This is a genomic window from Lentzea sp. NPDC051213 (genome assembly GCF_044455585.1).
Lineage (GTDB): Bacteria > Actinomycetota > Actinomycetes > Mycobacteriales > Pseudonocardiaceae > Lentzea.
This window is the reverse complement of the sequence record NZ_JBITEX010000012.1, coordinates 1-23601: the sequence shown is the minus strand read 5'-3', so window position 1 is coordinate 23601 and position 23601 is coordinate 1. Positions and strand designations below refer to the sequence as shown.

Sequence of the window (23601 nt, the reverse complement as noted above, 5' to 3'; positions counted from 1 at the left end):
ACAACCAGCGATCATCCGCTGCTCGGGCGTGTGTGGTTTCCGCCCTCCGGACTACCCCGCCTGTTCCACCTCGCGCCGGGTGCGAAACTTCCGGCGTGGCAAGCGTGATCGAGATCAACGATCCGGCCGATGAGCGGCTGGACGACTTCCGGGACCTGTCGACGGCCGACCGCAGGCCTGACCGGCCGGGAGGCCGCGGTCTCGTGATCGCCGAGGGCGTCGTCGTGGTGGAACGTCTGCTGGCTTCGCCGTACCCGGTGCGCGGGCTGCTCGGGGTGCGGCGGCGGATCGAGGCGCTGGACCTTTCTGACCTGGACGTTCCCGCTTACGTGACGTCAGCTGAGGTTATGGCGTCGGTTGTCGGATTCCACTTGAACCGGGGTGTACTGGCCGCCGCCGACCGCGCTCCCGTGCGGGACCTGGAGGAGCTGGCCTCGAGCGCACGGCGGCTCGCCGTGCTGGAAGGCGTGGGCGACCACGAGAACCTGGGCTCGATCTTCCGCAACGCCGCCGCGCTGGGCGTGGACGGGGTCGTGCTGGGGCCCGGCTGCAGCGATCCGCTGTATCGACGCAGTGTGCGGGTCTCGATGGGGCACGTCCTGCGCGTGCCGTTCGCTACCACGGATCAGTGGCCCGCGGCGCTGAACATGTTGCGGCACAAGGGGTTCACAGTTGCCGCTCTGACGCCGCGCGCGTCCGCCCAGCATCTCGCGGACGCCGGTCTGCGCGGCCGGCGCGTGGCGGTGCTGCTCGGCTCGGAAGGTCCGGGGCTCACCGACGAGGCGATCGAGGCGGCCGACGTGGCGGTGCGGATCCCGATGTCCACCGGCGTGGACTCGCTCAACGTCGCCACCGCGGGTGCGGTGGCGTTCTACGCGTTGCTCTAGGCCCCTAGAGCAACGTGAGGATCAGCACGAACCAGGCCACGAGCACACCGGTGACCACGCCGTAGGAGACCCAGCGCCAGACCGGCACCTTGCGGCCGAGCCACACGCTCGGCGCGAGACCGCCGACCACCAGGACGTTCGCGATGAGCGCGAGCCAGTGGCTGGTCTCACCTAGGCCCAGCGAGAGCGACACGACCGTCACCGTCACGATCGCCGCGGTGATGAAGCTGACCGTGAGGCCGGTACCCCACGGGGTCGGCTCCGGCTCCTCATCGACCACCACCGGTGCCGGCTGATCGGGCTTCGCCGGTGCCTCCGGGGCGTCGACGCTGACCAGTTCGCCGCTCACCGGGTCGGTGTAGCTGACCGAGGCGTTCATGACCGCCGCGATTCTGCCCGCGAGCTGCTTGCCACGCCGTCTGACCAGCGCGCTCGCCACGCCGTCCGAGGGGGTCTCGGTGCGCACGACGGCGTCGGCCACCTTCGCCCACTCGTGCAACGCCTCGGCCAGGTCGGCGCCGAGGGGCAGGCTGTGCGGGTCGACCTCACGCTCGCCGGACTCGTCCTCCCCGGCGAGCACGGCGCGGCCGTCCCGGACTCGCAACTCCACGAACCCTCCTACGGTCTGTTCGCGGTGAACCTATCGGACGCCCCAGCCCCTCAGCGCCCCCATTGCGCGAGCCTGACCGCACGCGGGGCCCCCGCGTGCGGTCAGAGCGCACGAAAGCTCCCCGCGTGCACTCAGAACAGCGGGGAGTCGTGAGGTCGCGTTCGCGCCAGATCCCCAATGGCGCGAACGCGACCCAGACCTAGGCGAGCGAGTCGCGCCAGGCCGTGTGCAGGGCCGCGAACCGGCCCCGCTCACCGATCAGCTCCTCGGGGGAGCCGTCTTCCACCACAATGCCACCATCCAGCACCAGGACGCGGTCTGCGATGAGGACTGTGGACAGCCGGTGGGCGATGATGAACGCCGTCCGGTCGGCCAGGACGGTCTCCAACGCCGCCTGGACCGCCCGTTCCGTGGGCACGTCGAGCGACGAGGTCGCCTCGTCGAGCACCAGCACCGCCGGGTCGGCCAAGAACGCCCGCGCGAACGCCACCATCTGTCGCTGACCTGCGGAAAGCCGGCCGCCGCGCTTGCGGACGTCCGTGTCGTAGCCGTCCGGCAGGGCCGCGATGAACTCGTGTGCGCCCACCTCGGCGGCCGCGGCCTCGATCTCGGCGCGCGACGCGGACGGGCGGCCCAGGGCGATGTTGTCCGCGACCGAACCGGAGAACAGGAAGTTCTCCTGGGTCACCATCACCACCGCGCGCCGCAGGTCCGTGTCCGCGATCGACCGCAGGTCGGTGCCGTCCAGCTGCACCGCGCCCGAGGTCGTGTCGTAGAACCGGGCGACGAGCTTGGCCAGGGTGGTCTTGCCGGCACCGGTCGCGCCGACCAGGGCCACGGTCTGGCCCGCCGGGACGTCCAGCGAGAAGCGCGGCAGCACCATGCGCGGCGTTCCGGGGTACTGGAACGACACGTCGGCGAAGCGCACGGCGCCGCGGGCGTGCGGCAGCGCCACCGGTGACGCGGGTTCCGGCACCGACGGCTTCTCCTCCAGGACACCGGAGATCTTCTCCAGCGCGGCGGTGGCGGAGGAGTAGGAGTTCGCGAACATCGCCAGCTCGTCGAACGGGTCGTAGAAGCGGCGCAGGTACAGCGTGAACGCCGCCAGCACGCCCAGTTCCACCTGACCTCCGGCGACCCGGAAGGCGCCCCAGGCGAGGACGACGGCCAGCGAGATGTTGCCGATCACGCGGATCGTCGCGGTGAAGGTGGCCATGACGCCCAGCGCGTCGGTGTTCGCGTCGCGGAACTGGGCGTTGAAGCCCTTCATGATCTGCTCGTTGCGGGGCTGGCGGCGGAACGCCTGCACCGCGCGGATGCCGTTCATGGACTCGACGAACTGGACGATGATCTTGGCGATGGCGCCGCGCGTGCCCCGGTAGGCCTCCATCGAGCGGCGGCGGAACCAGCGCCAGATGAAGTAGGCGGGCAGGAAGCCGGCGACCACGACCATGGCCAGCGGTGCGTCGAGCCAGATCAGGACGACCGCGATGCCCGCCACCGACAGGGCGGCGTTGAACAGGCTGTCGAGGCCCTCCTCCAGCAGGTCCTGCAACGCGTCGACGTCGCTCGTCAGGCGGGCGATGACCTTGCCGGAGGTGTAGGACTCGTGGAAGCCGACGGACAGGCGCTGCGAGTGCCGGAAGATCCGGCCGCGCAGGTCGAGCAGCAGGTCCTGGCCGACCCGGCCGGAGACGCGCAGGAACGCCCAGCGCAGGAACGTCGTCAGCACCGCGCAGCCCGCGTAGCCGAGCACGCACCAGACCAGGATCGACGCGCCGCCGTCCATCGCGGCCGGGATGCCCTGGTCGATCGCGGCGGCGATCAGCAACGGGCCCGCGAGGTTCGCGAGGTTGCCGCCGATCACCGCGGCGCCGGCGAGCGACGCACGGCCGATGTGCGGGCGCAGCAACGAACCCAGCAGCTTGCGCGACCGGGCCTGCAGGCGCAGGCCCGTCGACACCGAGAGCTCCTCGATCTCCTCGGCGGCGACGCCGCGCCATTCCTCTTCCCGCTCAACGGGAACTGTGTTCACCTCACTCACGACGCCACCTCCTCTTCCAGCCTCTCTTCGTCCATGTTGGACAGAAGACGTCGGTATTCCTCGTTGTTCTCCAGCAACTTCCGGTGCGAGCCGATCGCGGCGATCTTGCCGTCGACCAGCATCGCGACCCGGTCGGCGAGCTGCACCGTCGACGGACGGTGCGCCACGACCAACGCCGTGACGTCGCGCAACACCCGGCGCAGCGCGGCTTCCACCTCCGCCTCGGTGTGCACGTCCAGCGCGGACAGCGGGTCGTCCAGCACCAGCACCGCGGGCCTGCCGACGACCGCGCGCGCCAGCGCCAGCCGTTGCCGCTGACCACCGGACAGCGACAGGCCCTGCTCGCCGATGCGGGTCGCGAGACCCCACGGCAGGGCGTCCGCGAACTCCTCGGCCTTGGCCACCTTCAACGCCTCGCGCACCCGCGCCTCGTCGACGTCCGGCACGCCCAGCGCCACGTTCTCGGTGACCGACGCGGAGAACAGCACGGGTTCCTCGAACGCCGTGCCGACCACTCGCCGCAGGTCTTCCAGCGACAGATCACGCACGTCGACGCCGTCGATCGTGATCCGGCCGCCGGTCACGTCGGCCAGCCGCGGCACCAGCGCGGTCAGCGTCGTCTTGCCGGAGCCGGTCGCGCCGACCAGCGCCACGGTCTCGCCGGGCCGCAGGTCGAGATCGACGCCGGAGAGCACCTCGCGACCGTCCTCGAACGCGAACCGCGCGCCCTCGAAACGAACGTGCCCGCGCAGCGGGGCCGGCAGCGGCACGGGCGAGGCGGGGCTGGTGATCGTCACGCTGGAGTCGATGACCTCCCAGTACCGCTCCAGCGCGGACGCGGACTGGTTCGTCTCCGCCAGCAGCCAGCCGATCGAGTCGATCGGCCACCGCAGGTACGCGCTGACCGCGATGGCCGCGACCAGCGTGCCGACGGTCATCGAGCCGTTCACGATGCCGATCGCGCCGACCCCGAGCATGCCCGCGATCGCGAGCTCTGGAAGCACGATCAGCACCGACCAGAGCGAGGCCAGGATCGAGATCTTGTTCAGCTCGGTGGCCCGCAGATCACGCGCCTGAGCCAGGAACCGCTTCGTCAGCTCGGGCCCGCGCCCGAACGCCTTGAGCACCCGGATGCCGAGCACCGACTCCTCGACGATCGTGGTCAGATCGCCCGCCTGGTCCTGCGCTTGGCGCGCCACGACCTTGAACTTCGCCTCGAAGAAGTACGAGATGACGATCAGCGGCAGGGCACCGCACAGCGACACGATCAGCAGCCACGGCGACAGCGCGGCGATGATGCCCAGCCCGATCAGCACGACCACGCTGTTCACCATCAGGAAGACCGCCGCGAAGGCCACGAACCGCCGCACGGTCGTGAGGTCGTTGGTCGCGCGGGACAGCAGCTGACCGGACTGCCACCGGTCGTGGAACGACATCGGCAGCCGCTGCAGGTGCTGGTACAGGTCGGCCCGCATGCGTGCCTCGACCTCGGCGGCGGGCCGCGCGACGATCTTGCGCCGCACGTAGAACAGGGCGGCCTCGCCGAGGCCGAGCGCCAGCACGCCCAGGATCAGCCACGGCAGCACGGCGGTCTCGCGGTTCTGGATCGGCCCGTCGACGATGCGCTGGGTGAGCAGCGGAATGCCGAGGCCGCACAGCATCGCGATCATCGTCGCCGACAGCACGACAGCCATCCGTGCGCGGTGCGGCCGCACGTACGGCCACAACCTTCGCAAGGTCCGGAATGTCGAGTTTCGTTGATCGCTCACGCGATGAGCCCCCTCCAGGTCGTCTCGACGGTACGGAGGACGACCGACGGTCAGCATCCGGTTTTTCTCGCTACCGGAGCCTGCTGGCTCGACTTAGGTCGAGGTCAAGGGCACGATGACCACCATGACGCGGTTTCTGCGAACCGAGCAGACGATGGCGTTTCCACACGGACGGCTCATCGCCTCACGCGACGGAGCGGTCTACGTGCTGGCCCCGGACGGCTGGGACCACCTGCCCGGTCAGCACCCGCGGCACGCCATGTTCGTCTCCCGCGAGGAGGCCGAGGACTGGTGCGAACGCGAGGGCTGGGACCTGCACCTGCTCGACGAGGTACCGATCACCTCTTGAAGGTGAACAGCCCCACGAGCCCGTAGGCGACGGCCGCGAGCAAGGCCTCGGCGTGGTGCCGGTTCGTGAACCACCCGAGCACGGGCTCGTGCACCTTGAAGTACAGCCCGACGCCCAGCAGCACCGGCCCGAGCAGGATGATCGGCCACACCGGCCGCACCCCGAAGATCCACAGCACCGGGCCGGCCAGCACCAGTGACGACACCAGCGCGAGCGGCAGCCCGATCAGCACGAGCAGCAGGAACTGCGACATCGAGGTGTTGTCGAGCCACGTCTTGAGGAAGCCGGACTCGTACGCCCAGGTCCACCCGAGCACCAGCCCGGCCCCGACGGCCATCGACAGAACGACGCGCAGCAGCAGCCGGCGTCCCGTCCTACCCGTCTTGCCCGCTGTGCTCTGTTCGGTCACGCGGCACACCGTAACCACCGGTCACCACAGCAGCCAAGGCATAGCCACCGGCTGCCGCGATCGCGACCACGAAGATCCCGCCGTCCTGCGGCAACTGGAGCTGCGCGAACCTCGGGCCGAACGAGCTGATCAGCAGCAACACCACCGCCCCCGCCGTCCCCACGACGGCGGTCGGCCAGGCGGGTGAGAACCGCGCGAGCCGCAGCAGGCCCCACCCCACGACGCCCCAGACGATCACCAGCACCGGCACGAGCAGCAGGATCAGCCCGACGACGCACTCCAGCCCGGTATCGCGGCACAGGAGCCCGGCGCTGGGTTCGAGCGACGCGAACCACCCGGCCCCGCACAACGCCCCCACCAACGCCGCAGTCGCCGCCCTCATGCGGTCGATCATGGCGACTTCCGAGCCGCCTCGCCATGCGCAGAACTACGCGACCGGCCGGTGCACAACGCGGCGATCGCATAGGCGATGCACGGAACGATCACCGAGGCCGTCATCAGGAAGCGGTGGCCGTCCTCCTGGTACATGTCGAGGAAGAGGGTCTTGAACCAGACAACCGCCACGATCAGCACGACCCACAGCCCGCTGCCGATCCCGGTCGCCGACCACCCGCGATCAACGCGCGCTGCCCGGAACCCGGCGTAGATCAGCGCGCCGGCGACGAGCATCCACAACGCGAAGATCGGCGGGAGAAGCAGCAGGCTCGAGTCACCGCATCCGGTGCGGCCTGGTCTGAGATAGCAGTACTGCCTGAGTCCGTCGAGGGTCAGCGCGAATCCAGCGCCGACGAGGGCTCCAGCGCATGCCCCCACAACCGTGCGCGACAACATGCGCCAAGAGCTACCTGATCTTCGAAGCGATCAGGCTGATCTGCACCAACCCTCCACAGCACCTTCACTTGGTGAGCACGGCGATCAACGCGTACAGCGCCGCGAACACCGCGAACGCGAGATAGGGCAGGCCCAGGGCGAGAAACACCATCGCCAGCACCGCCATGAGGGTCGCGGGCACGGCCACCAGCCCTGCCCGCGACACCTTCAGAGAACGTAGAGCGAACCAACCCAGAACCGCCCCGACCACCGCGAAGACCGGCACGGTCATCACGAGGGTCCCGAGGCAGCCCCAGTCTTCGAACGTGCAGACAGCGCCCGAGGAGATGAGCTCGAACACTCCCCACCAGGCCAGCCCGAGGAGTGCACCCACTCCGGCAGCCAGCGCGACACGACGTCCCACGGCGTCGGCGCCTCAATCAGCGGTTCGACCGCACGCCGAGTAAAACGTCTTCCCACGACGGGACGATGGGGTGGTTCTTCTTCCCCCGCTTGGGAGGAGGGTCCTTGCGCACCGGCTTCTCCGCAGCGGGCTCCGGCTCCTGCACCGGCGGTGCAGGCGGAGGGGCAGGCGTGGGCTCCGGCTCAGGCAGCTTCTCCTGAACCGGCTTCTCCGCCACGACCGGAGCCGGAGCGGGTGCCTGCACCGGCACGGGTGCCGGCTCCTCCACGACAGGTGCGGGAGCGGGTGCGGGAGTTGCGGCGACCGGGGTCGCCTCCAGCGCCTGCCGCGCCAGCTGCGTCACCGGGCGCACCGTGCGGAGCGTCCGGTTCGGGTTCGGGTCCATCAGGTCGACGGCGACGTCGTCCAGCGCCGTCACCGTGCCGCCCTGCGCACCGGGGTGGAACGCCCAGTGCGCGCGGTTGTCCGAGCGCCCGGTCTTCCAGTGCAGCTGCACGATCCAACGGCCGTCGTCACCACGCCACGCGTCCCACGAGGACTCGTGCAGGTCGTGGCCGCGCTGGCCGAACGAATGCGCGACGACCTCGCCGAGCGTCTGCACGTCCGGGCCGTCCTCACGGACCGGGTGTGCGCGCTGGGCCAGATCGGCCGTGCGCGACCGCTCCAGGAGCACGGGGTAGGCGAAGCGCTCGATGCGGTGCGTCGGCATGCCCGCGGCAGCCGCGACCTGGTCGATCGACTCACCGGCGCGGATGCGGGCCTGGATCTCACGCGGCCGCATCAGGGCCTCGCCCGACTCGATCTGCATCTGACCGAGCCGCGCCAGGTCACCGCGCAGTGCCGCGCGCAGTCGCTCGTCCGCGGGGAGCGTGAAGCGCTCGCCGCGGTTCTCGGGGTCCTCGAGGATGACGGACTTGCCGTCCTCGTCGAGCCCGATGACTCGCAGCGCACGCATCATGGCCTCCCGGAAATTGCACCTCGCCAGCGAAGAACGTTAGGACAACGAGCCTCCGAAAAGTGGGAGACTCGCCGATATCTCTACGTGATCTTGCCAGTTCACGAGGGCTGTCGCACTCCCGTTTCCGGAAGGTTCACCTGGACCACCAGGCCTCCTCCCCCGTTCGGACGAGCCTTCACCACCCCCTGATGAGCCTTCGTCACGGACTGCACGAGTGACAGACCGAGGCCAGATCCAGCGGTTCCGGTGCGGTCGCGCAGCCGCCGGAACGGTTCGAAGAGCCCCGGCACGGCCTCCGCCGGCACCGTCGGGCCGGTGTTCGACACGACCAGTTCCCGATCAAGCCGGACTGTCACGGTCCCGCCAGGTTTGTTGTAGAGCACGGCGTTGCGCAGCAGGTTGCCGACGAGCTGCGCCAGCAACACCGGATCGCCCTCGACCAGGTACTTCCGCACGGACACGGTGAAGGTGACCTCCTTCTCCGCGGCCAGTGTGGCGCACGACTCCACCTCGTCCTCGATCACCTCGTCCAGCCACACGAGCTCCCGCGCGGTCAGCCCGCGATCACTGCGCGCGAGCAGCAGCAGCCCGTCGATCAGCTTCTCGCTTCGCTCGTTCGTGTCGAGCAGGTGCGCTCCGAGTTTGCGCATGTCGGTGGTGACGTCCGGATCGGCCAGCGCCACCTCGATCAACGTCCGCTGCACCGCGAGCGGCGTGCGCAGTTCGTGCGAGGCGTTCGCGACGAACCGCTTCTGACTGTCGAACGTCGTCGCGAGCCGGTCGAGCATCCCGTCGAACGTGTCCGCGAGCTCCTTCAGCTCGTCCGGCGGTCCCTCCAGCTCGATCCGCTGGTCCAGCCGCTCCGCCTCGAGCCGGTGCGCGGTCGTGGTGATCTCGTGCAACGGCGCGAGCACCCGGCCGGCCACCACCCAGCCGAGCCACACGGCGAGCACCGCCGCGATCAGCAGCGCGATGACCGACTGCCAGAGCAACCTGCCCAGGACGTCCGCCTGGACCTGCTGGGCCGAGACCGCCTCGGTCCCGGCGGGGAAGTCCGTGACCGTCAGCATCTCCGCCGTCTCGTACGGGAGATCCGGGACCGCCCGCGCCACGGCAACGCCGTCGAGCGGGCCGAACCACTCGGCGAGCAGCAGGTAGTTGAGCCCGACGAGGGCGATGCCCGCGATCAGGAACACCCCGGCGTACCAGGCCGTCAGCCTGGTCCGCAGCTTCACGAGCCGAACCGGTAGCCGGCGCCGGGCACGGTCTCGATGACCTGTGGTGTGCCCAGCTTGCGGCGCAGTGTCATCACCGCCACCCGCACGGCGTTGGTGAACGGGTCGGCGTGCTCGTCCCAGGCCTTCTCCAACAGCTCCTCCGGGCTCACCACGTTGCCTTCCGCTCGCATCAGCACCTCCAGCACGGCGAACTCCTTGGGCGAGAGCGGCAGGAACCTGCCGTTCCGCGACGCCTGGTGCCGGGGCAGGTCCAGCGTGACACCCGCGCGTTCGAGCACCGGTGGCAACGCGGGCCGCGCCCGGCGGCCCAGGGCCTGCACCCGCGCCACCAGCTCGGCGAACGCGAACGGCTTGGTCAGGTAGTCGTCGGCACCGAGCCCGAGGCCCGCCACCCGGTCGTCCACTTGGGCCGCTGCCGTCAGCATCAGCACGCGTGCCTCGCCACCGCCCGCGTGCACCGCCTTGCACACGTCGTCGCCGTGCACCAGCGGTAGATCGCGGTCGAGCACCACGACGTCGTACGCGTGCACACCGATCCGTTCCAACGCCGCTTCACCGTCGTAGCAGACGTCGACCGCCATCGAGTACCGGCGCAGCCCCTCGGCGATCGTGTCCGCGAGCAGCTTCTCGTCCTCGACCACCAGCACACGCATGACACCTATTTTCCGCGAACCGGGCATAAGCGCCGGATAAAGGCTTTCGCTTAACGCCGTCGAATGACGTCCTACGTAGACATGGCCTCGTGAAACCCACCATCGCAGTGCTGCTGGCAGTGCTCATGGCACTCACCGCCTGCGGCGCCAAGGAACAGAAGTCGGACGGCAACAAGGACAGCACTGGCGACATGGTCAAGTTCGCCCAGTGCATGCGGGAGAACGGCATCGACATGCCGGACCCGGAGGGCGACGGAGGCGGCGTCCGCATGGAGGCCATGCCCGCCGATGGCGACACCGAGAAGATGGACGCCGCCCACAACGCGTGCAAGCAGCACCTGCCCAACGGTGGCGAGTTCAAGCCGCCGTCGCCAGAAGAGCAGGACAAGATGCGCCAGCAGGCGAAGTGCATGCGGGACAAGGGACACAACTGGCCCGACCCGACCTTCGACGGCAGCGGCGGCGATGGCGAGGGCATGACGGTCGAGCTCGGTGACGAGAAGGTCGAGAAGGACATGAAGGACTGCGGCTTCCAGATGGAGGTGTCGAGCAGTGCCGAAGGTAAGTAGGAAGATCCTGATCACCGCCATCGTCACCGCCGTGGTGCTCGGCACGGGTTCGGTCGTGGTGCTCACGCGCATCGCGTCGAACCAGGCCAACGCGGAGACGCCGAAGTCCGACCCGGTGAAGACGGCGCAGGTCAAGAAGGCGAATCTCGCGGACCAGCAGTCGGTGTCCGGCCAGCTCGGCTACGGTGCGGAGCGGGCGTTGGCAGGTAGAAAAAGTGGCACCATCACCGGGCTGCCGAATCAGGGTGCAGTCATCGAGCAGGGCAAACCCGTGTACTGGTCCGACGCGAAGCCTGTGCCGTTGTTCTACGGCGCGGTGCCGCTCTACCGCGACCTGGAAGCGGGTATGTCGAACGGGCCCGACGTCAAAGTTGTCGAGGAAAATCTCGCCGCACTGGGGTTCAAGGACTTCGGTGCCCCCGACGAGAAGTTCACCTCCTACACCGCGTCGGCGCTGAAGAAGTGGCAGAAGGCCAACGGCCTGGAGCAGAACGGCAAGCTCGGCATGGGCGACGTCGTCGTGCAGGCAGGCGCGGTGCGGGTGGCGTCGCTGAACGTCCAGCTGGGCGCGCCCTCGGGTGGTGACCTGATGAAGGTCACCGGCACCGAGCGCGCGGTCACCGTGGAGGTCGACACCAACAAGCAGCGCCTCGCGAAGGTGGGCGAGAAGGTCGAGCTCTCCATCCCCGGCGGCAAGCCCACCACGGGCACGATCACGTCGTTCACCAAGACCGACGGCAGCGGCGGCATGGACAACAAGCCGAAGATCCGGCTGACGATCGCCGTCGACGACCCGGCCGCGGCGGAAGGCGTCGACTCGGCCACGGTCTCGGCGGTCTTCACCGTGGGCAAGAAGCAGGGCGTGCTCGCGGTGCCGATCGGCGCGCTGCTCGCGCTGGCCGAGGGCGGCTACGGCGTGGAGACCGAGGACCGCAAGATCATCAAGGTCACCGTCGGCCTGTTCGCCAAGGGCCAGGTCGAGGTCAGCGGTGAGGGCCTGCGCGAGGGCATGAAGGTGGTGACGACCGAGTGATCACCATCGACCACGCGAGCCGGACCTATCCCGGTGGGGTGCAGGCGTTGCGGGACGTGTCGCTGTCCGTCGGGGGCGGCGAGATGCTCGCGATCGTCGGGCCGTCCGGCTCCGGCAAGTCGACGCTGCTGCACCTCATGGGCACGCTCGACAAGCCCACCACCGGTACGGTCGAGATCGACGGGCATGACGTGTCCTCCTTGTCCGACAACGCTTTGTCCGCGTTGCGGGCACGCACGATCGGATTCGTGTTCCAGCAGTTCTTCCTCACCGACGGACTGTCGGCGATCGAGAACGTCGCCGCGGGACTGGTGTACGCGGGCGTGCCCCGGCACAAGCGCCGCGCGCTGGCGATGTCCGCTTTGGACAGAGTCGGGCTGATCAACCGGGCGCTGCACAAGCCGCACGAGCTGTCCGGTGGCGAACGGCAGCGCGTCGCCATCGCCCGCGCGGTGGTGAACACGCCGGGAATCCTGCTGGCCGACGAGCCGACCGGAAACCTGGACACCCGCACCGGCGCCGGCGTGCTGGAGCTGCTGGAGGGCCTGAACGCCGACGGCACCACGGTCGTGCTGATCACGCACGACCGCGACGTCGCGGCACGGGCACCGCGCCGCGTCGAGGTGCGCGACGGGGTGATCGTCTGATGGACCTGTTGCGCCTGGGTTTCTTCGGCATGCGCACCCGGCCGTTGCGCGCGGTGCTGTCCGCACTCGGCATCGCGATCGGTGTCGCGGCGCTGGTCGCGGTGATCGCCATCCCGGCGTCGAGCGCGCAGGCGTTGCGGGACAAGCTCGCCACGCTCGGCACGAACCTCCTGACCGCGGGACCGGGCGAGAACTTCTTCGGCCAGGACGCCAAACTGCCCGACACCTCGGTGCCGATGGCCCGCCGGATCGGCGCGGTGACCGCGGCGAGCGCCACCGGCAACATCTCGGCGAACGTGCGCAAGTCGGACATGGTGCCGGCCAGCGACACGCTGGGGCTCAAGGTCTCCGCGGCCGAGCAGGAACTGCTGAAGGTCCTCGACGGCAAGGTGGACAAGGGCCGGTGGTTGCAGCCCGGCGAGAAGACCGTCGTGCTCGGCGCGACCGCGGCCTCCCGTCTGGGCGTCGAGCGGACCGGCGTGCAGCTGTGGATCGACGGCCAGTGGTTCACCGTCGTCGGAATCCTCGCGCCGCTGCAGCTCTCACCGGAGGTCGACCGCGCCGCGCTCGTCGGCTGGGAGGCGGCGAAGGAGGCGTTCGGCTTCGACGGCCACCCGAGCACCGTCTACGTGCGGTCCGACAAGGAGCAGGTGGACAACGTCCGCAAGCTGCTCGGCCCGACGCTGAACCCCAAGCAGGCCAACGAGGTGAAGGTCTCCAGGCCGTCGGACGCACTGGAGGCGCAGAAGCTCGCGGAAAGTTCCTACAACGCGTTGTTCCTGGGATTGGGCGGAGTCGCGTTGCTGGTGGGCGGTGTCGGCGTCGCGAACACCATGGTGATCTCGGTGCTGGAACGCCGGCGGGAAATCGGTCTGCGGCGGGCGCTCGGGGCGACCCGGCGGCAGATCAGGTGGCAGTTCCTCACCGAGTCGGTGCTGCTGTCCGGCCTCGGCGGGCTGGTCGGGGTGATCGTCGGAGTGGCGGTCACCGCGGGGTACTCGATCAGTCAGAAGTGGCCGGCGGCGCTGCCGTGGCCGGCACTGCTGGGAGGTGTGGGGGTGGCGATGCTGATCGGGGCGATCTCCGGCCTCTACCCGGCGGTGCGCGCGGCACGGCAGTCGCCGACGGAGGCACTCGCCTGAGGAGCTTTTCGGAGAGAGGGGGTGCGCCGGTTCCTAGGCGCACCCCCGTTTCCGTTGTCTTTACGTCAGAGCTGGCCGACGACCCAGTCGATGGCCTGCGTGAGGATCGTGACGTCGTTCGGCTCGATGGCCGGGAACATCGCGACCCGCAGCTGGTTCTTGCCGAGCTTGCGGTACGGCTCGACGTCCACGATGCCGTTGGCGCGCAACACCTTCGCCACGGTCGCCGCGTCCACGTCGTCGGTGAAGTTGATCGTGCCGACGACCTGCGAACGGTCTTCGGCCGTCACCACGTACGGCGTGGTGTACGCGGTCTTCTCGGCCCAGCCGTACAGGCGGTCGCTCGAGTCCTTGGTGCGCGCGACCGACCAGTCGAGACCGCCGTTGCCGTTGATCCAGTCGATCTGGTGCGCCAGCAGGAAGAGCGTGGCGACCGACGGCGTGTTGTACGTCTGGTCCTTGGTGGAGTTGTCGAGCGCGGTCGGCAGCGACAGGAACTCCGGCACCCAGCGGTCCTTGAGCTCCTCGACGCGCTCCAGCGCCTTGGGCGACATCAGCGCGAGCCACAGGCCGCCGTCACTCGCGAACGACTTCTGCGGCGCGAAGTAGTAGACGTCGAAGTCCTCGGCCTTGACCGGCAGACCACCGGCGGCGGACGTCGCGTCGATCGCGATGAGCGCGTCGCCGGAGCCCTCGATCCTGGTGACGGGCATCGCCACGCCGGTCGAGGTCTCGTTCTGCGCCCAGCCGACCAGGTCGGCGCCCTCGGCGTAGAAGAGCTCGGGCGTGGTGCCCGGCTCGGCCTTGGTGACCAGCGAGTCCTTGAGGAACGGCGCGGTCTGGGTGACCTTGGCGAACTTGGCGGAGAACTCACCGTTGGTGAAGTGCTGCGCGGTCTCGCGCACGAGCCCGAAGCTGGCCGCGTCCCAGAACGCCGTCGTGCCGCCGTTGCCGAGCACGACCTCGTAGCCGTCCGGCAGCTGGAAGAGCTCGCGCAGTCCGGAACGGACGCGGCCGACGAGGTTCTTGACGGGCTTCTGCCGGTGCGACGTGCCGAGCAGTGCCGCACCCTCGGACGCGAGGGCCGCAACGGCCTCGGGGCGCACCTTGGACGGTCCGCAGCCGAAGCGGCCGTCGGACGGCTTGAGCTCGGCGGGAAGCACCAACGAGGTCGGATCGGCGGTCTGGGTCATGTGGTCACGCCTCCGGGGCGATCGGACTTGAAGTGGACCTGACCGGCGCCGTTGCCGGAGCTCACAGTGTTGCAGGCAGGTAGCCGGACGGTGTCAGCCGGGTGTCGCGGGTCACTGCAACATGCCTCGATCCATCGCCGTAGTGACAGCTGCAGTGCGATCGGACACGCCCAGCTTGTTGAACACCCTCAGGAGGTGAGTTTTCACGGTCGCCTCCGAGATGAACAGCGTCCGTCCGATCTCGACGTTGGACATCCCCTTCGCCACCAGCCGCAACACCTCGGCCTCCCGCGCGGACAACGGCGGCGTGCGAACCTGCCCGACCACCTTCGCGACCATCGACGGAGCCAGCACGGTCTCCCCGCGCGATGCCGCCCGGATGGCCGCGATCAGGTCCTCGGTCGTCGAGTCCTTCAGCAGGTACCCGGACGCCCCGGCCTCGACCGCGCGAAGAATGTCCGAATCGGTCTCGTAGGTCGTGAGCACGAGCACGCGCGGCCCGGTCCCGACGATCTTCGCGGTCGCCGCGACGCCGTCCATCTCGGGCATCCGCAGGTCCATCAGCACGACGTCGGGCTTCAACAAGGCAGCCTGCGAGATGGCCTCCTGCCCGGACCCCGCGTCACCGACGACCTCGAGATCATCGGCCACGAGCATGCCGCGCAGGCCCTGACGGACCACGGGATGGTCGTCCACCAGCAGAATCCTGATCACAGCGGCACCTCCACCAGCACTGACGCCCCCTCGTCGGAGAACAGGGAAAGCGTCCCACCCACTTGTTCCAGCCGTGCGCGCATGCCCCGCAGGCCGAAGCCCTCCGGAGTCTCACCGAACCCACGCCCGTCGTCGCGCACCTCCAGCGAGACGTCCTCGGAGTCGAACCGGAGCACCACGTCGACCCGCGAGGCCTCGGAGTGCCGGGCCACGTTGTTGAGCGCCTCCTGCGCGGCTCGCAGCAGCACCACCTCGGTGGAGGTCGGCAGCCCGACCGGATCTCCGATCACCCGGAACGACGACGGCATCGCCACCCCGGAGACCAGTCGCCGCAACGCGTCCTCCAGTGAGGAACCGTCCAAAGGAGACGGTGCGTTGGAGGCGACCAGGGCCCGTGCCTCGCGGAGGTTCTCCCGCGCGGTCTGCAGCGCCAGCTCCACGTTCGGCTGCGCGCCCTGCAGCAACGTGATGATCGATGTGAAGCCCTGCGCCAGCGTGTCGTGGATGTCCGCCGACCACCTGGCCCGTTCGGCCTCGATCGTCAGCGCCTCGATGCGTTGCAGCAGTTCGCCGCGCTGCTCGTTCTGCCGTGCGATCCGGTTCACCGACCACCCGAACGCCTGGGAGAAGCCGATGATCAGCAGCGCCGCCGGCCAGGGCAGCGCGGATTCGGCGCCCGCGACCCAGGTCAGGATCTGCGGGGTGAACACGAAGACCACCATCGGGAAGAACGCCCAGAACGTCGGCAGCACCATGTAGAGCTGCGGTACCAGGCCGAACAACGCGAACGTGGCGTTGCCGCTGAACCACACCGCCGGTGCGAAGGTGGCCAGCGACCCCGCCGCGTAGATGAAGCCGCGCCAGTCGTCGCGGCCCAGCTCGCACAGCTTCCTGCCGTACGCCAGGAACCACAGCGCGTTCAGGACCAGCAGCCCCGCCGCCGACAGGCGGTCGGCGAGGGGGTTGCGGTCCAGCAGGATGATCACGAACGCGGTGGTCTGGGTCAGGGCGAAGAGGACGTACCAGGTCGTCAGCGGCTGGCGTTGCTCCACCTGAAGGTCCTGCTCACGAGCAGCAGACCGACGATCGTCCACGCCCCCAGCACCAGCGCGATCCTGCCCAGCTCCCATGATCCCGCCGCCTCCATGACCGCGTAGCCGTCGTCCAGCGCGAACACCGACCGGAAACCCTGACACACCCACTTCAGCGGGAAGATCGACCCCACGGTGCGCAGCGAGTCCGGCAGCGCCGTCTGCATGATGAACACACCCGACAGGAACTGCAGCACGATGTACGGCAGGTTCAGCACTCCGGCCGCGCTGCGGGTGGACGAGGCGATCGAGCTGACCGCGACACCGATCAGCGAGCAGGAGATCACGCCGAGCACGAACACCCAGCCGAACGTCAGCCACTTCGCCGCGGACGTCGGCAGCTCGACGTCGAACCGGATCATCGCCACCGCGAGCAGCAGCACCGCCTCGAAGAGGCTCGACACGAAGACCAGGACGATCTTGCCGATGAAGTAGGACGTGAACGGCATCGGCATGCCGTGCAGGCGCTTCAATGTGCCGTCCTCGCGGTCGGCCACCACGCTCATGCCGAGTCCGACGAACGACGTCGAAATGATGCCGGCACCGATCATGCTGGCCGCGAACATCTGCCCGTGCGCGGCTTCCGTCACGTAGACCGTGCCGAGCAGGAGCATCAGGATCGCGGGCAGCGACACCGTGAAGATGAGGTTTTCCTTCTGCCGGAAGAACTCCCGCAGCTCGGTCGCACCCCTCGCGAGACCCAGCTCGAGCGTTCCGGGCAGTACGGCGGTGGTCATGCGATCAGCTCCAGGTAGACGTCTTCCAGCGACGGGCGGGTGACGGTGAGTTCGGCCAGTTCGCCGTGCCTGGACAGCTCGGCGATCGCCTTGGTGGGTTCGGAAGTGCGGATTTCCTGGTAGCCGCGGGTGGACAGCCAGCGCACGGTCGCGTCGGCGTGCGCACGGCCGCCCAGCGTCTGCGGCGTGCCCTCGGCGACGATCCGGCCGCCCGCGAGCACGGCCACGCGGTCGGCGAGCGCCTCGGCCTCGTCCAGGTAGTGCGTGGTCAGCAGGATCGTGGTGCCCTCGGCGGCCAGGTCCTTGATCAGGCTCCAGAACTGCCGGCGCGCCTCCGGGTCGAAGCCCGTGGTCGGTTCGTCCAGGAACAGCAGCTCGGGGCGGCCGATGATGCCGAGCGCCACGTCCAGCCTGCGTCGCTGGCCACCGGACAACGTGCCGGCGCGGGCCTTGGCCTTCTCCTTCAGCCCGACGAGTTCGATCACCTCGTCCGGGTCGCGCGGGTCGCCGTAGTACTTGGCGTAGTGCCGCACCGACTCGGTGACCGTGAGGTTCGCGGCGTCGCTCGCGCTCTGCAGCACGATGCCGAGCCGTGCGCGCCACACCCGGTCGGCCTTGGCCGGGTCGACGCCGAGCACGCTCACCTCGCCGCTGTCGCGGCTGCGGTGTGCTTCCAGGATCTCGACGGTCGTGGTCTTGCCCGCGCCGTTCGGCCCGAGCACGGCGAACACCTCGCCCCGTGCGACGTCGAGGTCCACCCCGTCCACCGCCTGGTGGTCCTTGTAGGCCTTCTTCAGGCCCCTCACCCGAATCGCGTTCATGGGGTAAATCCTGCGGTTTCGGGGGTGCCTGGAGGGACGACCGCGCGACCGACCCCGGCTGTCAACCGGTCGGTGGACACGCGACCGTGTTTCGGCCGTGTTTCCACTCCGCGATAGGGAGCTTTCGCGTGTTAGAACAACCGGGTGCATCTGACGCCGCATGAACGCGACAAGCTCCTCGTGCACGTCGCTGCCGACGTGGCTCGCCGCCGGCTCGAACGCGGGGTGTTGCTCAACTACCCCGAGGCCGTCGCGTTGATCACCGACCACGTGCTGGAGGGCGCGCGGGACGGCCGCACGGTCAGCGAGCTGATGGAGAGCGGGCGCACGGTGCTGGCGCCGGAGCAGGTCATGCGCGGGGTGCCGGAGATGATCGACTCGGTGCAGGTCGAGGGGACGTTCCCGGACGGCACCAAGCTCGTCACGGTGCACCACCCGATCGCGCCGTCCGCCGGTCCCGCGCCGGGTGAGGTGATCGTCGGATCAGAACCCGTCGAGCTGAACCCCGGCCGGCCGCGCGTCACGATGACCGTGGTCAACGTCGCTGACCGGCCTGTTCAGGTCGGGTCGCACTTCCACTTCGCGTCGGTCAACACGGGCCTGGAGTTCGACCGCACCCAGGCGTTCGGCTACCGGCTCGACATCCCGGCGGGCACCGCGGTGCGGTTCGAGCCGGGGGTCGAGCGCGAGGTCACGCTGGTTCCGCTGGCAGGGTTGAGGATCGTCCGGGGGTTGCAGCGATGATCGACCGCGAGCGTTACGCCGAGCTGCTCGGGCCGACCGTGGGCGACCGCATCCGGCTCGCTGACACCGACCTGTTCATCGAGGTCACCGAGGATCTCGCCCGCGGCACCGGTTCCGGTGACGAGGTGATCTTCGGTGGCGGCAAGGTCATCCGCGAGTCGATGGGACAGGGCGTCGCGACCCGTGCCGAAGGTGCGCCGGACCTGGTCATCACGGGTGCGGTGATCCTCGACCACTGGGGTGTCGTCAAGGCCGACGTCGGCGTGCGGGACGGGCGGATCGTCGCGATCGGCAAGGCCGGCAACCCGGACACGATGGACGGCGTCCACCCCTCGCTCGTCATCGGCCCGTCCACGGAGATCCTGTCCGGCAACGGAAAGATCCTGACCGCCGGCGGCATCGACTGCCACGTGCACTTCATCTGCCCGCAGATCGTGGACGAGGCGCTGGTGTCCGGGCTGACCACGCTGGTCGGCGGTGGCACCGGTCCGGCGGAGGGCACGAAGGCCACCACCGTCACGCCCGGCGCCTGGTACCTCGACCGCATGCTGACGTCGATGGACCACATGCCGATCAACGTCCTGTTGCTGGGCAAGGGGAACACGGTCTCCGTCGAAGGTCTGCACGAGCAGCTGACCGGTGGCGCCGGTGGCTTCAAGCTGCACGAGGACTGGGGCACCACACCCGCCGCGATCGACGCCTGCCTGCGGGTGGCGGACGAGTCCGGCGTGCAGGTCGCGATCCACACGGACACGTTGAACGAGGCCGGCTTCCTGGAGTCCACTGTGGACGCCATCGGCGGCAGGTCGATCAACGCCTACCACTCGGAGGGCGCCGGCGGCGGGCACGCGCCGGACATCATCCGGGTCGTCTCGCTGCCGAACGTGCTGCCGTCGTCGACGAACCCGACGCGCCCGCACACCGTCAACACGCTCGAGGAACACCTCGACATGCTGATGGTGTGCCACCACCTCAACCCGTCCGTGCCGGAGGACCTGGCGTTCGCGGAGTCGCGCATCCGGCCGACCACGATCGCGGCCGAGGACCTCCTGCACGACCTGGGCGCGATCTCGATGATCAGCTCTGATTCCCAGGCGATGGGCCGGGTCGGCGAAGTGATCATCCGGACCTGGCAGACCGCGCACGTCATGCAGTCCCGTCGGTCGATGGACTCAAATCTGCGGGCGCGGCGGTACGTCGCGAAGTACACGATCAACCCGGCGATCGCGCACGGGATCGATGGCGAGGTCGGTTCGGTCGAGGTCGGCAAGCTCGCCGATCTGGTGTTGTGGGAGCCCAAGTTCTTCGGCGTCCGGCCTTCGGTGGTGCTGAAGGGCGGGTTCATCGCGTGGGGTGCGATGGGTGACGCGAACGCCTCGATCCCGACGCCGCAGCCGGTGTGGGCGCGGCCGATGTTCGGTGCCACGGCCGGTGCGGCCTCTTCGGTCTTCTTCGTTGCGCCCCAAGCCATCGAGGCCGGGATCGCCGATCGGTACGCGCGGCGGGTGCTGCCGGTGACCAACACGCGGTCGGTCACCAAGGCGGACATGGTGCTCAACGACGCGATGCCGGACGTGCGGGTCGATCCGGACAGCTTCGCCGTGCACGTCGACGGCGCACTGGTGGAGCCCGCGCCGGTCGCCGAACTACCGATGGCCCAACGATATTTCCTGTTCTGATGCTGACCGCGCTGATCCTCGCCGACTCCCGGTTCCCCGGCGGCGGCCACGTGCACTCCGGCGGCCTGGAGGAGGCCGCCGCGCGCAAGTTGGTCACCGACGAGCCGTCGCTGGAGTCGTTCCTGCACGGTCGTCTGGCCACCGCCGGGTTGCTGGCGGCAGGTTTCGCGGCCGCGGCGGCGCGCGGCGAGGACCTTGCGGTGCTGGATCTTGAACTTGACGCCCGCACGCCGTCACCCGCGCAACGGGAAGCCTCGCGGGCGCAGGGACGCGGCATGTTGCGAGCGGCGCGCCGGGCGTGGCCGTCCGCGCGGCTCGATGCGCTATCTCGAAACCCGCACCAGCCATTGGTGATCGGGGTGCTGATCGGTGAGCCGTACGAAGCCGCGCTGACCTGCGCATATCTTGCCGTGAGCGGACCGGCGTCGGCGGCGGTCAGGTTGCTCGGACTCGACCCGTTCGGGGTCAACGCGATCGTGGCTTCTCTCGGTGTCGAGGAAGTTGCTGCGCGGGCTTGTAAGGAACTGCCCGCGCTGGGTTCACCTGCCTTGGATTTGCTGGCCGAGGCACATGTTCGACGTGAAGGGGTGCGTCTCTTTGGGAGCTAACCACGGGCCCGACCCGCATGATCACCACCACGGGGCCGCGCCGCGCATCGGCATCGGCGGCCCGGTCGGCAGCGGCAAGACCGCGCTGACGGCCGCTCTCTGCCGGGCCCTGGGCGCGCAGCTGGAGCTCGCGGTGGTCACCAACGACATCTACACGACCGAGGACGCCGACTTCCTGCGTCGCGCGGGCGTGCTGGACCCGTCGCGCATCGAGGCCGTGCAGACCGGGTGCTGCCCGCACACCGCGATCCGCGACGACATCACCGCGAACCTCGACGCGGTGGAGAGGCTGGAGCACCGGTTCTCCGGCCTGGACCTGGTGATCATCGAGAGCGGCGGCGACAACCTGACCGCGGTGTTCTCCCGCGGCCTGGTCGACCGGCAGATCTTCGTCGTCGACGTGGCCGGCGGCGACAAGGTGCCGCGCAAGGGCGGCCCCGGCGTCACGACCGCGGACCTGCTGGTGATCAACAAGACCGACCTGGCGCCGTTCGTCGGCGCCGACATGGACGTGATGATCTCCGACGCGCACCGGATGCGCGGTGAGCTGCCGGTCATCGCCCAGTCGCTGGTCGAGACGCCGGACGCGCCCGAGGTCGCCAAGTGGGTGCTGGCCCAGCTGTGAAAGCTGCAGCGCGCTTGGTCGTCTCGTTGGACTCGCACGGCAACAGCGTCGTGCGGGTCCTGCGCTCCCAGTCGCCGCTGACCCTCGTGCCGCACCGGCGGGTGGGCCCGGTGGCGCTGGTGCGCCTCGTCAGCTCGGTCACCGCGCCGCTGGGCGGCGATTCGTTGTGCCTGACCGTCGAAGTCGGTCCTGGAGCCTCACTTGAGCTGCGAGGTGTTGCGGCGACCCTGCTGTTGCCCGGCTCGTCCGGCGCGGAATCGTCCTCCGTGGTCCGGTTCCTGGTCGAAGGTTCCGTCCGTTACCTGCCAGAACCGACCGTTGTGACGGGCCGCGCGCACCACACGGCAGTGGTGGAGGCCGAATTGGACAGTCACGCTGAGTTGCGGACCCGAGAGGTGCTGGTCCTCGGCCGCACCGGCGAGGCGGCCGGCGCACTGTCCACCTCGGTACGTGCAACCCGTTGCGGCAAGCCGTTGTTGCATCAACAGCTGGTCGTCGGCTCGCCTCCGGTCGACTCGTCTCCGGCGGGACTGGCCGGGAAGCGGGTCATCGGCACGGAGCTGGTGCTGGACGCGGTGCCGAGGGCTGCCGATGGCGGGGAGTGGTGGAACGTCGTTCCCTTGGCAGCGGGCGGAACCCTGGCCACCGCACTGGGTGATGACGTGGTCACGGTCACACGTGTGCTCGATGCCATCTGACTCGATCCCGTTCTCGATCCAGAACTGTTCTTTGTACGGACAGTCACCGTTCAGGTGGTGGTCATCACCGCGCAGGCGGTTTCGGGATCCGTTCGCCGTGCGTATGGTCGCGGGTCCAGGGACCACGAGTTCTGCCGCCGCTTGGAGGTTCGCCGATGACGGAGACCACGAACATCGCACTACCGGCGATGCGCGTGTCGTACGAGCAGGGCTCGCTGAGCGAGTCGGAGCTTGCCGCCACCTGGCACGAACAGCTCCAGTTGTGGCTCGACCAGGCCTCCGGTGCCGGCCTTCCGGAACCGAACGCGATGGTGCTGGCCACGACGGACACGAAAGGCCGTCCCTCTTCGCGGACGGTGCTGGCAAAGGGCCTCGACGCCCGTGGGGTGGTGTTCTACACCAACTACACCTCTAACAAGTCGCACGATTTGATGGCTACTCGGTATGCCTCGGCCACCTTCCCGTGGTTTGCGATGCAGCGTCAGGCTCATGTTCGCGGGACTGTGGAGAAGGTCGGGCCCGTTGAGACTGCCGAGTACTGGAACTCCCGGCCTCGGGGGTCGCAGATCGGGGCTTGGGCTTCGCCTCAGTCTCGAGTTGTGACTGGGCGGTCCACTTTGGATTCTGCTCTGCACAAGATTGAGCGGCAGTTTGCTGATACCGAGAAGATTCCTGTTCCGCCTCATTGGGGTGGGTGGCGGATTCGGCCTGAAGAGGTTGAGTTCTGGCAGGGGCGGCGGGATCGGATGCATGATCGGATGCGGTTCCGGTTGGGGCGGGATGGGTGGCAGCTCGAGAGGGTTGCTCCGTAGGTTTTGAGGCTTGGTTGTGGGGCGTCTCTGTGGGCGGAGGCGCCCCTTTTGCTGTGCGCTCCGGTTGCGTAGGTGGTCCGGTTGCGATGGCGGGTTCCGGTTGCGTGCTTCCCCTGGGGGACTCCGTCCCCCAGACCCCCTGACAATCTGATCTGGGGGTCCGCGCCGGTCGCGGGTTGATGGCACGCCTGTTGCATTGGGCGGCTGCGCGTTGCGTAGGTGGTTGCGTTGGCGGTGGGGTCCCCGTCACGAGTCACACGGGAGGCAGCCACACCTGGGGGATGAGGTCAAGTCGACGAAAAGCGTGTCGACTTGACCTCATCCCCCAGGCGCGGCA

Annotated in this window: 27 protein-coding genes; 12 read left to right on the top strand and 15 right to left on the bottom strand. The window is 69.0% G+C overall.

From position 1 onward, the window contains the following. Positions 1-95 precede the first annotated feature (95 nt). A complete protein-coding gene (locus ACIA8G_RS39985) occupies positions 96-887 on the top strand; it encodes a TrmH family RNA methyltransferase (protein ID WP_396424003.1) in 792 nt (263 codons plus the stop codon). 4 nt (positions 888-891) lie between these two features. Here ACIA8G_RS39985 and ACIA8G_RS39980 read toward each other — a convergent pair whose 3' ends face one another. The 3 genes from ACIA8G_RS39980 to ACIA8G_RS39970 all read right to left on the bottom strand — a co-directional run bounded on the left by ACIA8G_RS39980 (position 892) and on the right by ACIA8G_RS39970 (position 5277). Then, complete coding sequence (locus tag ACIA8G_RS39980) at positions 892-1497, bottom strand: DUF2537 domain-containing protein (RefSeq protein WP_396424002.1); 606 nt, start codon at positions 1495-1497, stop codon at positions 892-894. 199 nt (positions 1498-1696) lie between these two features. Then, positions 1697-3541 carry an ABC transporter ATP-binding protein gene (locus ACIA8G_RS39975; RefSeq protein WP_396424001.1) on the bottom strand — a complete coding sequence of 615 codons (1845 nt, stop codon included), beginning with the start codon at positions 3539-3541 and terminating at the stop codon, positions 1697-1699. Beyond that, positions 3538-5277: an ABC transporter ATP-binding protein gene (locus ACIA8G_RS39970; RefSeq protein ID WP_396424000.1), complete on the bottom strand. Its 1740-nt coding sequence runs from the start codon at positions 5275-5277 to the stop codon at positions 3538-3540. Before ACIA8G_RS39970 ends, ACIA8G_RS39975 begins: the two co-directional genes overlap by 4 nt. 157 nt (positions 5278-5434) lie before the next feature. On the opposite strand from ACIA8G_RS39970, the gene ACIA8G_RS39965 reads away from it, so the two are divergent. Next, a complete protein-coding gene (locus ACIA8G_RS39965; RefSeq protein WP_396423999.1) occupies positions 5435-5659 on the top strand; it encodes a hypothetical protein in 225 nt (74 codons plus the stop codon). Here the strand turns inward: ACIA8G_RS39965 and ACIA8G_RS39960 are convergent. The 7 genes from ACIA8G_RS39960 to ACIA8G_RS39930 form a co-directional block, all read right to left on the bottom strand. Beyond that, on the bottom strand, positions 5649-6068 hold the full coding sequence (locus ACIA8G_RS39960; protein ID WP_396423998.1) for a hypothetical protein: 420 nt from the start codon (positions 6066-6068) through the stop codon (positions 5649-5651). The two genes, ACIA8G_RS39965 and ACIA8G_RS39960, sit on opposite strands and share 11 nt — an antisense overlap. Continuing rightward, entirely contained in the window at positions 6034-6450 is a 417-nt protein-coding gene (locus ACIA8G_RS39955) for a hypothetical protein (protein WP_396423997.1), read from the bottom strand. Before ACIA8G_RS39955 ends, ACIA8G_RS39960 begins: the two co-directional genes overlap by 35 nt. A gap of 8 nt (positions 6451-6458) precedes the next feature. Next, positions 6459-6899, bottom strand: a complete 441-nt coding sequence (locus tag ACIA8G_RS39950) for a hypothetical protein (protein ID WP_396423996.1) — start codon at positions 6897-6899, stop codon at positions 6459-6461. 64 nt (positions 6900-6963) lie between these two features. Beyond that, positions 6964-7302 carry a hypothetical protein gene (locus tag ACIA8G_RS39945; RefSeq protein ID WP_396423995.1) on the bottom strand — a complete coding sequence of 113 codons (339 nt, stop codon included), beginning with the start codon at positions 7300-7302 and terminating at the stop codon, positions 6964-6966. Positions 7303-7318: 16 nt separating this feature from the next. Then, positions 7319-8257 (bottom strand): septation protein SepH, encoded by a 939-nt coding sequence (gene sepH / locus ACIA8G_RS39940; protein WP_396423994.1) that lies wholly within the window; start codon positions 8255-8257, stop codon positions 7319-7321. Positions 8258-8358: 101 nt separating this feature from the next. Further along, on the bottom strand, positions 8359-9495 hold the full coding sequence (locus ACIA8G_RS39935; protein ID WP_396423993.1) for a sensor histidine kinase: 1137 nt from the start codon (positions 9493-9495) through the stop codon (positions 8359-8361). Next, complete coding sequence (locus ACIA8G_RS39930) at positions 9492-10151, bottom strand: response regulator transcription factor (RefSeq protein WP_396423992.1); 660 nt, start codon at positions 10149-10151, stop codon at positions 9492-9494. The genes ACIA8G_RS39935 and ACIA8G_RS39930 overlap by 4 nt, the downstream gene beginning before the upstream one ends. An 89-nt stretch (positions 10152-10240) precedes the next feature. Between ACIA8G_RS39930 and ACIA8G_RS39925 the strand changes: the two genes are divergently transcribed. The 4 genes from ACIA8G_RS39925 to ACIA8G_RS39910 are packed head-to-tail and all read left to right on the top strand — an operon-like array spanning position 10241 to position 13542. Further along, positions 10241-10720, top strand: coding sequence for a hypothetical protein (locus ACIA8G_RS39925; protein ID WP_396423991.1), 480 nt, complete (start codon positions 10241-10243; stop codon positions 10718-10720). After that, positions 10704-11753, top strand: coding sequence for a peptidoglycan-binding protein (locus ACIA8G_RS39920; RefSeq protein WP_396423990.1), 1050 nt, complete (start codon positions 10704-10706; stop codon positions 11751-11753). Before ACIA8G_RS39925 ends, ACIA8G_RS39920 begins: the two co-directional genes overlap by 17 nt. Then, a complete protein-coding gene (locus ACIA8G_RS39915) occupies positions 11750-12400 on the top strand; it encodes an ABC transporter ATP-binding protein (RefSeq protein WP_396423989.1) in 651 nt (216 codons plus the stop codon). The genes ACIA8G_RS39920 and ACIA8G_RS39915 overlap by 4 nt, the downstream gene beginning before the upstream one ends. After that, positions 12400-13542, top strand: coding sequence for an ABC transporter permease (locus ACIA8G_RS39910; RefSeq protein WP_396423988.1), 1143 nt, complete (start codon positions 12400-12402; stop codon positions 13540-13542). The genes ACIA8G_RS39915 and ACIA8G_RS39910 overlap by 1 nt, the downstream gene beginning before the upstream one ends. Positions 13543-13607: 65 nt before the next feature. On the opposite strand, the gene serC is transcribed toward ACIA8G_RS39910, so the two are convergent. From serC to ACIA8G_RS39885, 5 genes are all read right to left on the bottom strand, one after another. Further along, positions 13608-14735 (bottom strand): phosphoserine transaminase, encoded by a 1128-nt coding sequence (serC, locus tag ACIA8G_RS39905; protein ID WP_396423987.1) that lies wholly within the window; start codon positions 14733-14735, stop codon positions 13608-13610. Between the two features lie 111 nt (positions 14736-14846). Further along, entirely contained in the window at positions 14847-15449 is a 603-nt protein-coding gene (locus ACIA8G_RS39900) for a response regulator (RefSeq protein ID WP_396423986.1), read from the bottom strand. Continuing rightward, positions 15446-16501, bottom strand: a complete 1056-nt coding sequence (locus ACIA8G_RS39895) for a sensor histidine kinase (RefSeq protein WP_396423985.1) — start codon at positions 16499-16501, stop codon at positions 15446-15448. The genes ACIA8G_RS39900 and ACIA8G_RS39895 overlap by 4 nt, the downstream gene beginning before the upstream one ends. Beyond that, positions 16480-17277 (bottom strand): ABC transporter permease, encoded by a 798-nt coding sequence (locus tag ACIA8G_RS39890; RefSeq protein ID WP_396423984.1) that lies wholly within the window; start codon positions 17275-17277, stop codon positions 16480-16482. Before ACIA8G_RS39890 ends, ACIA8G_RS39895 begins: the two co-directional genes overlap by 22 nt. Then, complete coding sequence (locus ACIA8G_RS39885) at positions 17274-18089, bottom strand: ABC transporter ATP-binding protein (protein WP_396424230.1); 816 nt, start codon at positions 18087-18089, stop codon at positions 17274-17276. The genes ACIA8G_RS39890 and ACIA8G_RS39885 overlap by 4 nt, the downstream gene beginning before the upstream one ends. Positions 18090-18242: 153 nt before the next feature. Here ACIA8G_RS39885 and ACIA8G_RS39880 point away from each other — a divergent pair, with 153 nt between their 5' ends. The 6 genes from ACIA8G_RS39880 to pdxH all read left to right on the top strand — a co-directional run bounded on the left by ACIA8G_RS39880 (position 18243) and on the right by pdxH (position 23264). After that, the gene (locus ACIA8G_RS39880) at positions 18243-18842 is read left to right on the top strand and encodes an urease subunit gamma (RefSeq protein WP_396423983.1); all 600 of its coding nucleotides are present in this window, start codon (positions 18243-18245) and stop codon (positions 18840-18842) included. Next, on the top strand, positions 18839-20521 hold the full coding sequence (locus tag ACIA8G_RS39875) for an urease subunit alpha (RefSeq protein ID WP_396423982.1): 1683 nt from the start codon (positions 18839-18841) through the stop codon (positions 20519-20521). The genes ACIA8G_RS39880 and ACIA8G_RS39875 overlap by 4 nt, the downstream gene beginning before the upstream one ends. Beyond that, a complete protein-coding gene (locus ACIA8G_RS39870; protein ID WP_396424229.1) occupies positions 20518-21129 on the top strand; it encodes an urease accessory protein UreF in 612 nt (203 codons plus the stop codon). Before ACIA8G_RS39875 ends, ACIA8G_RS39870 begins: the two co-directional genes overlap by 4 nt. Continuing rightward, positions 21119-21754, top strand: coding sequence for an urease accessory protein UreG (gene ureG, locus ACIA8G_RS39865; RefSeq protein WP_396423981.1), 636 nt, complete (start codon positions 21119-21121; stop codon positions 21752-21754). Before ACIA8G_RS39870 ends, ureG begins: the two co-directional genes overlap by 11 nt. A 14-nt stretch (positions 21755-21768) precedes the next feature. Then, positions 21769-22452, top strand: a complete 684-nt coding sequence (locus ACIA8G_RS39860; RefSeq protein ID WP_396423980.1) for an urease accessory protein UreD — start codon at positions 21769-21771, stop codon at positions 22450-22452. Positions 22453-22607: 155 nt separating this feature from the next. After that, positions 22608-23264 carry a pyridoxamine 5'-phosphate oxidase gene (gene pdxH / locus ACIA8G_RS39855; protein WP_396423979.1) on the top strand — a complete coding sequence of 219 codons (657 nt, stop codon included), beginning with the start codon at positions 22608-22610 and terminating at the stop codon, positions 23262-23264. Positions 23265-23601: the final 337 nt, after the last annotated feature.

Bases quoted from the DNA above. Each gene is read 5' to 3' on its own strand.
- ACIA8G_RS39965 (WP_396423999.1), top strand. From the start codon at position 5,435: ATGACGCGGTTTCTGCGAACCGAGCAGACGATGGCGTTTCCACACGGA.
- ACIA8G_RS39955 (WP_396423997.1), bottom strand. From the start codon at position 6,450: ATGAGGGCGGCGACTGCGGCGTTGGTGGGGGCGTTGTGCGGGGCCGGG.
- ACIA8G_RS39950 (WP_396423996.1), bottom strand. From the start codon at position 6,899: ATGTTGTCGCGCACGGTTGTGGGGGCATGCGCTGGAGCCCTCGTCGGC.
- sepH (WP_396423994.1), bottom strand. From the start codon at position 8,257: ATGCGTGCGCTGCGAGTCATCGGGCTCGACGAGGACGGCAAGTCCGTC.
- ACIA8G_RS39930 (WP_396423992.1), bottom strand. From the start codon at position 10,151: ATGCGTGTGCTGGTGGTCGAGGACGAGAAGCTGCTCGCGGACACGATC.
- ACIA8G_RS39910 (WP_396423988.1), top strand. From the start codon at position 12,400: ATGGACCTGTTGCGCCTGGGTTTCTTCGGCATGCGCACCCGGCCGTTG.
- serC (WP_396423987.1), bottom strand. From the start codon at position 14,735: ATGACCCAGACCGCCGATCCGACCTCGTTGGTGCTTCCCGCCGAGCTC.
- ACIA8G_RS39890 (WP_396423984.1), bottom strand. From the start codon at position 17,277: ATGACCACCGCCGTACTGCCCGGAACGCTCGAGCTGGGTCTCGCGAGG.
- ACIA8G_RS39875 (WP_396423982.1), top strand. From the start codon at position 18,839: ATGATCGACCGCGAGCGTTACGCCGAGCTGCTCGGGCCGACCGTGGGC.
- pdxH (WP_396423979.1), top strand. From the start codon at position 22,608: ATGACGGAGACCACGAACATCGCACTACCGGCGATGCGCGTGTCGTAC.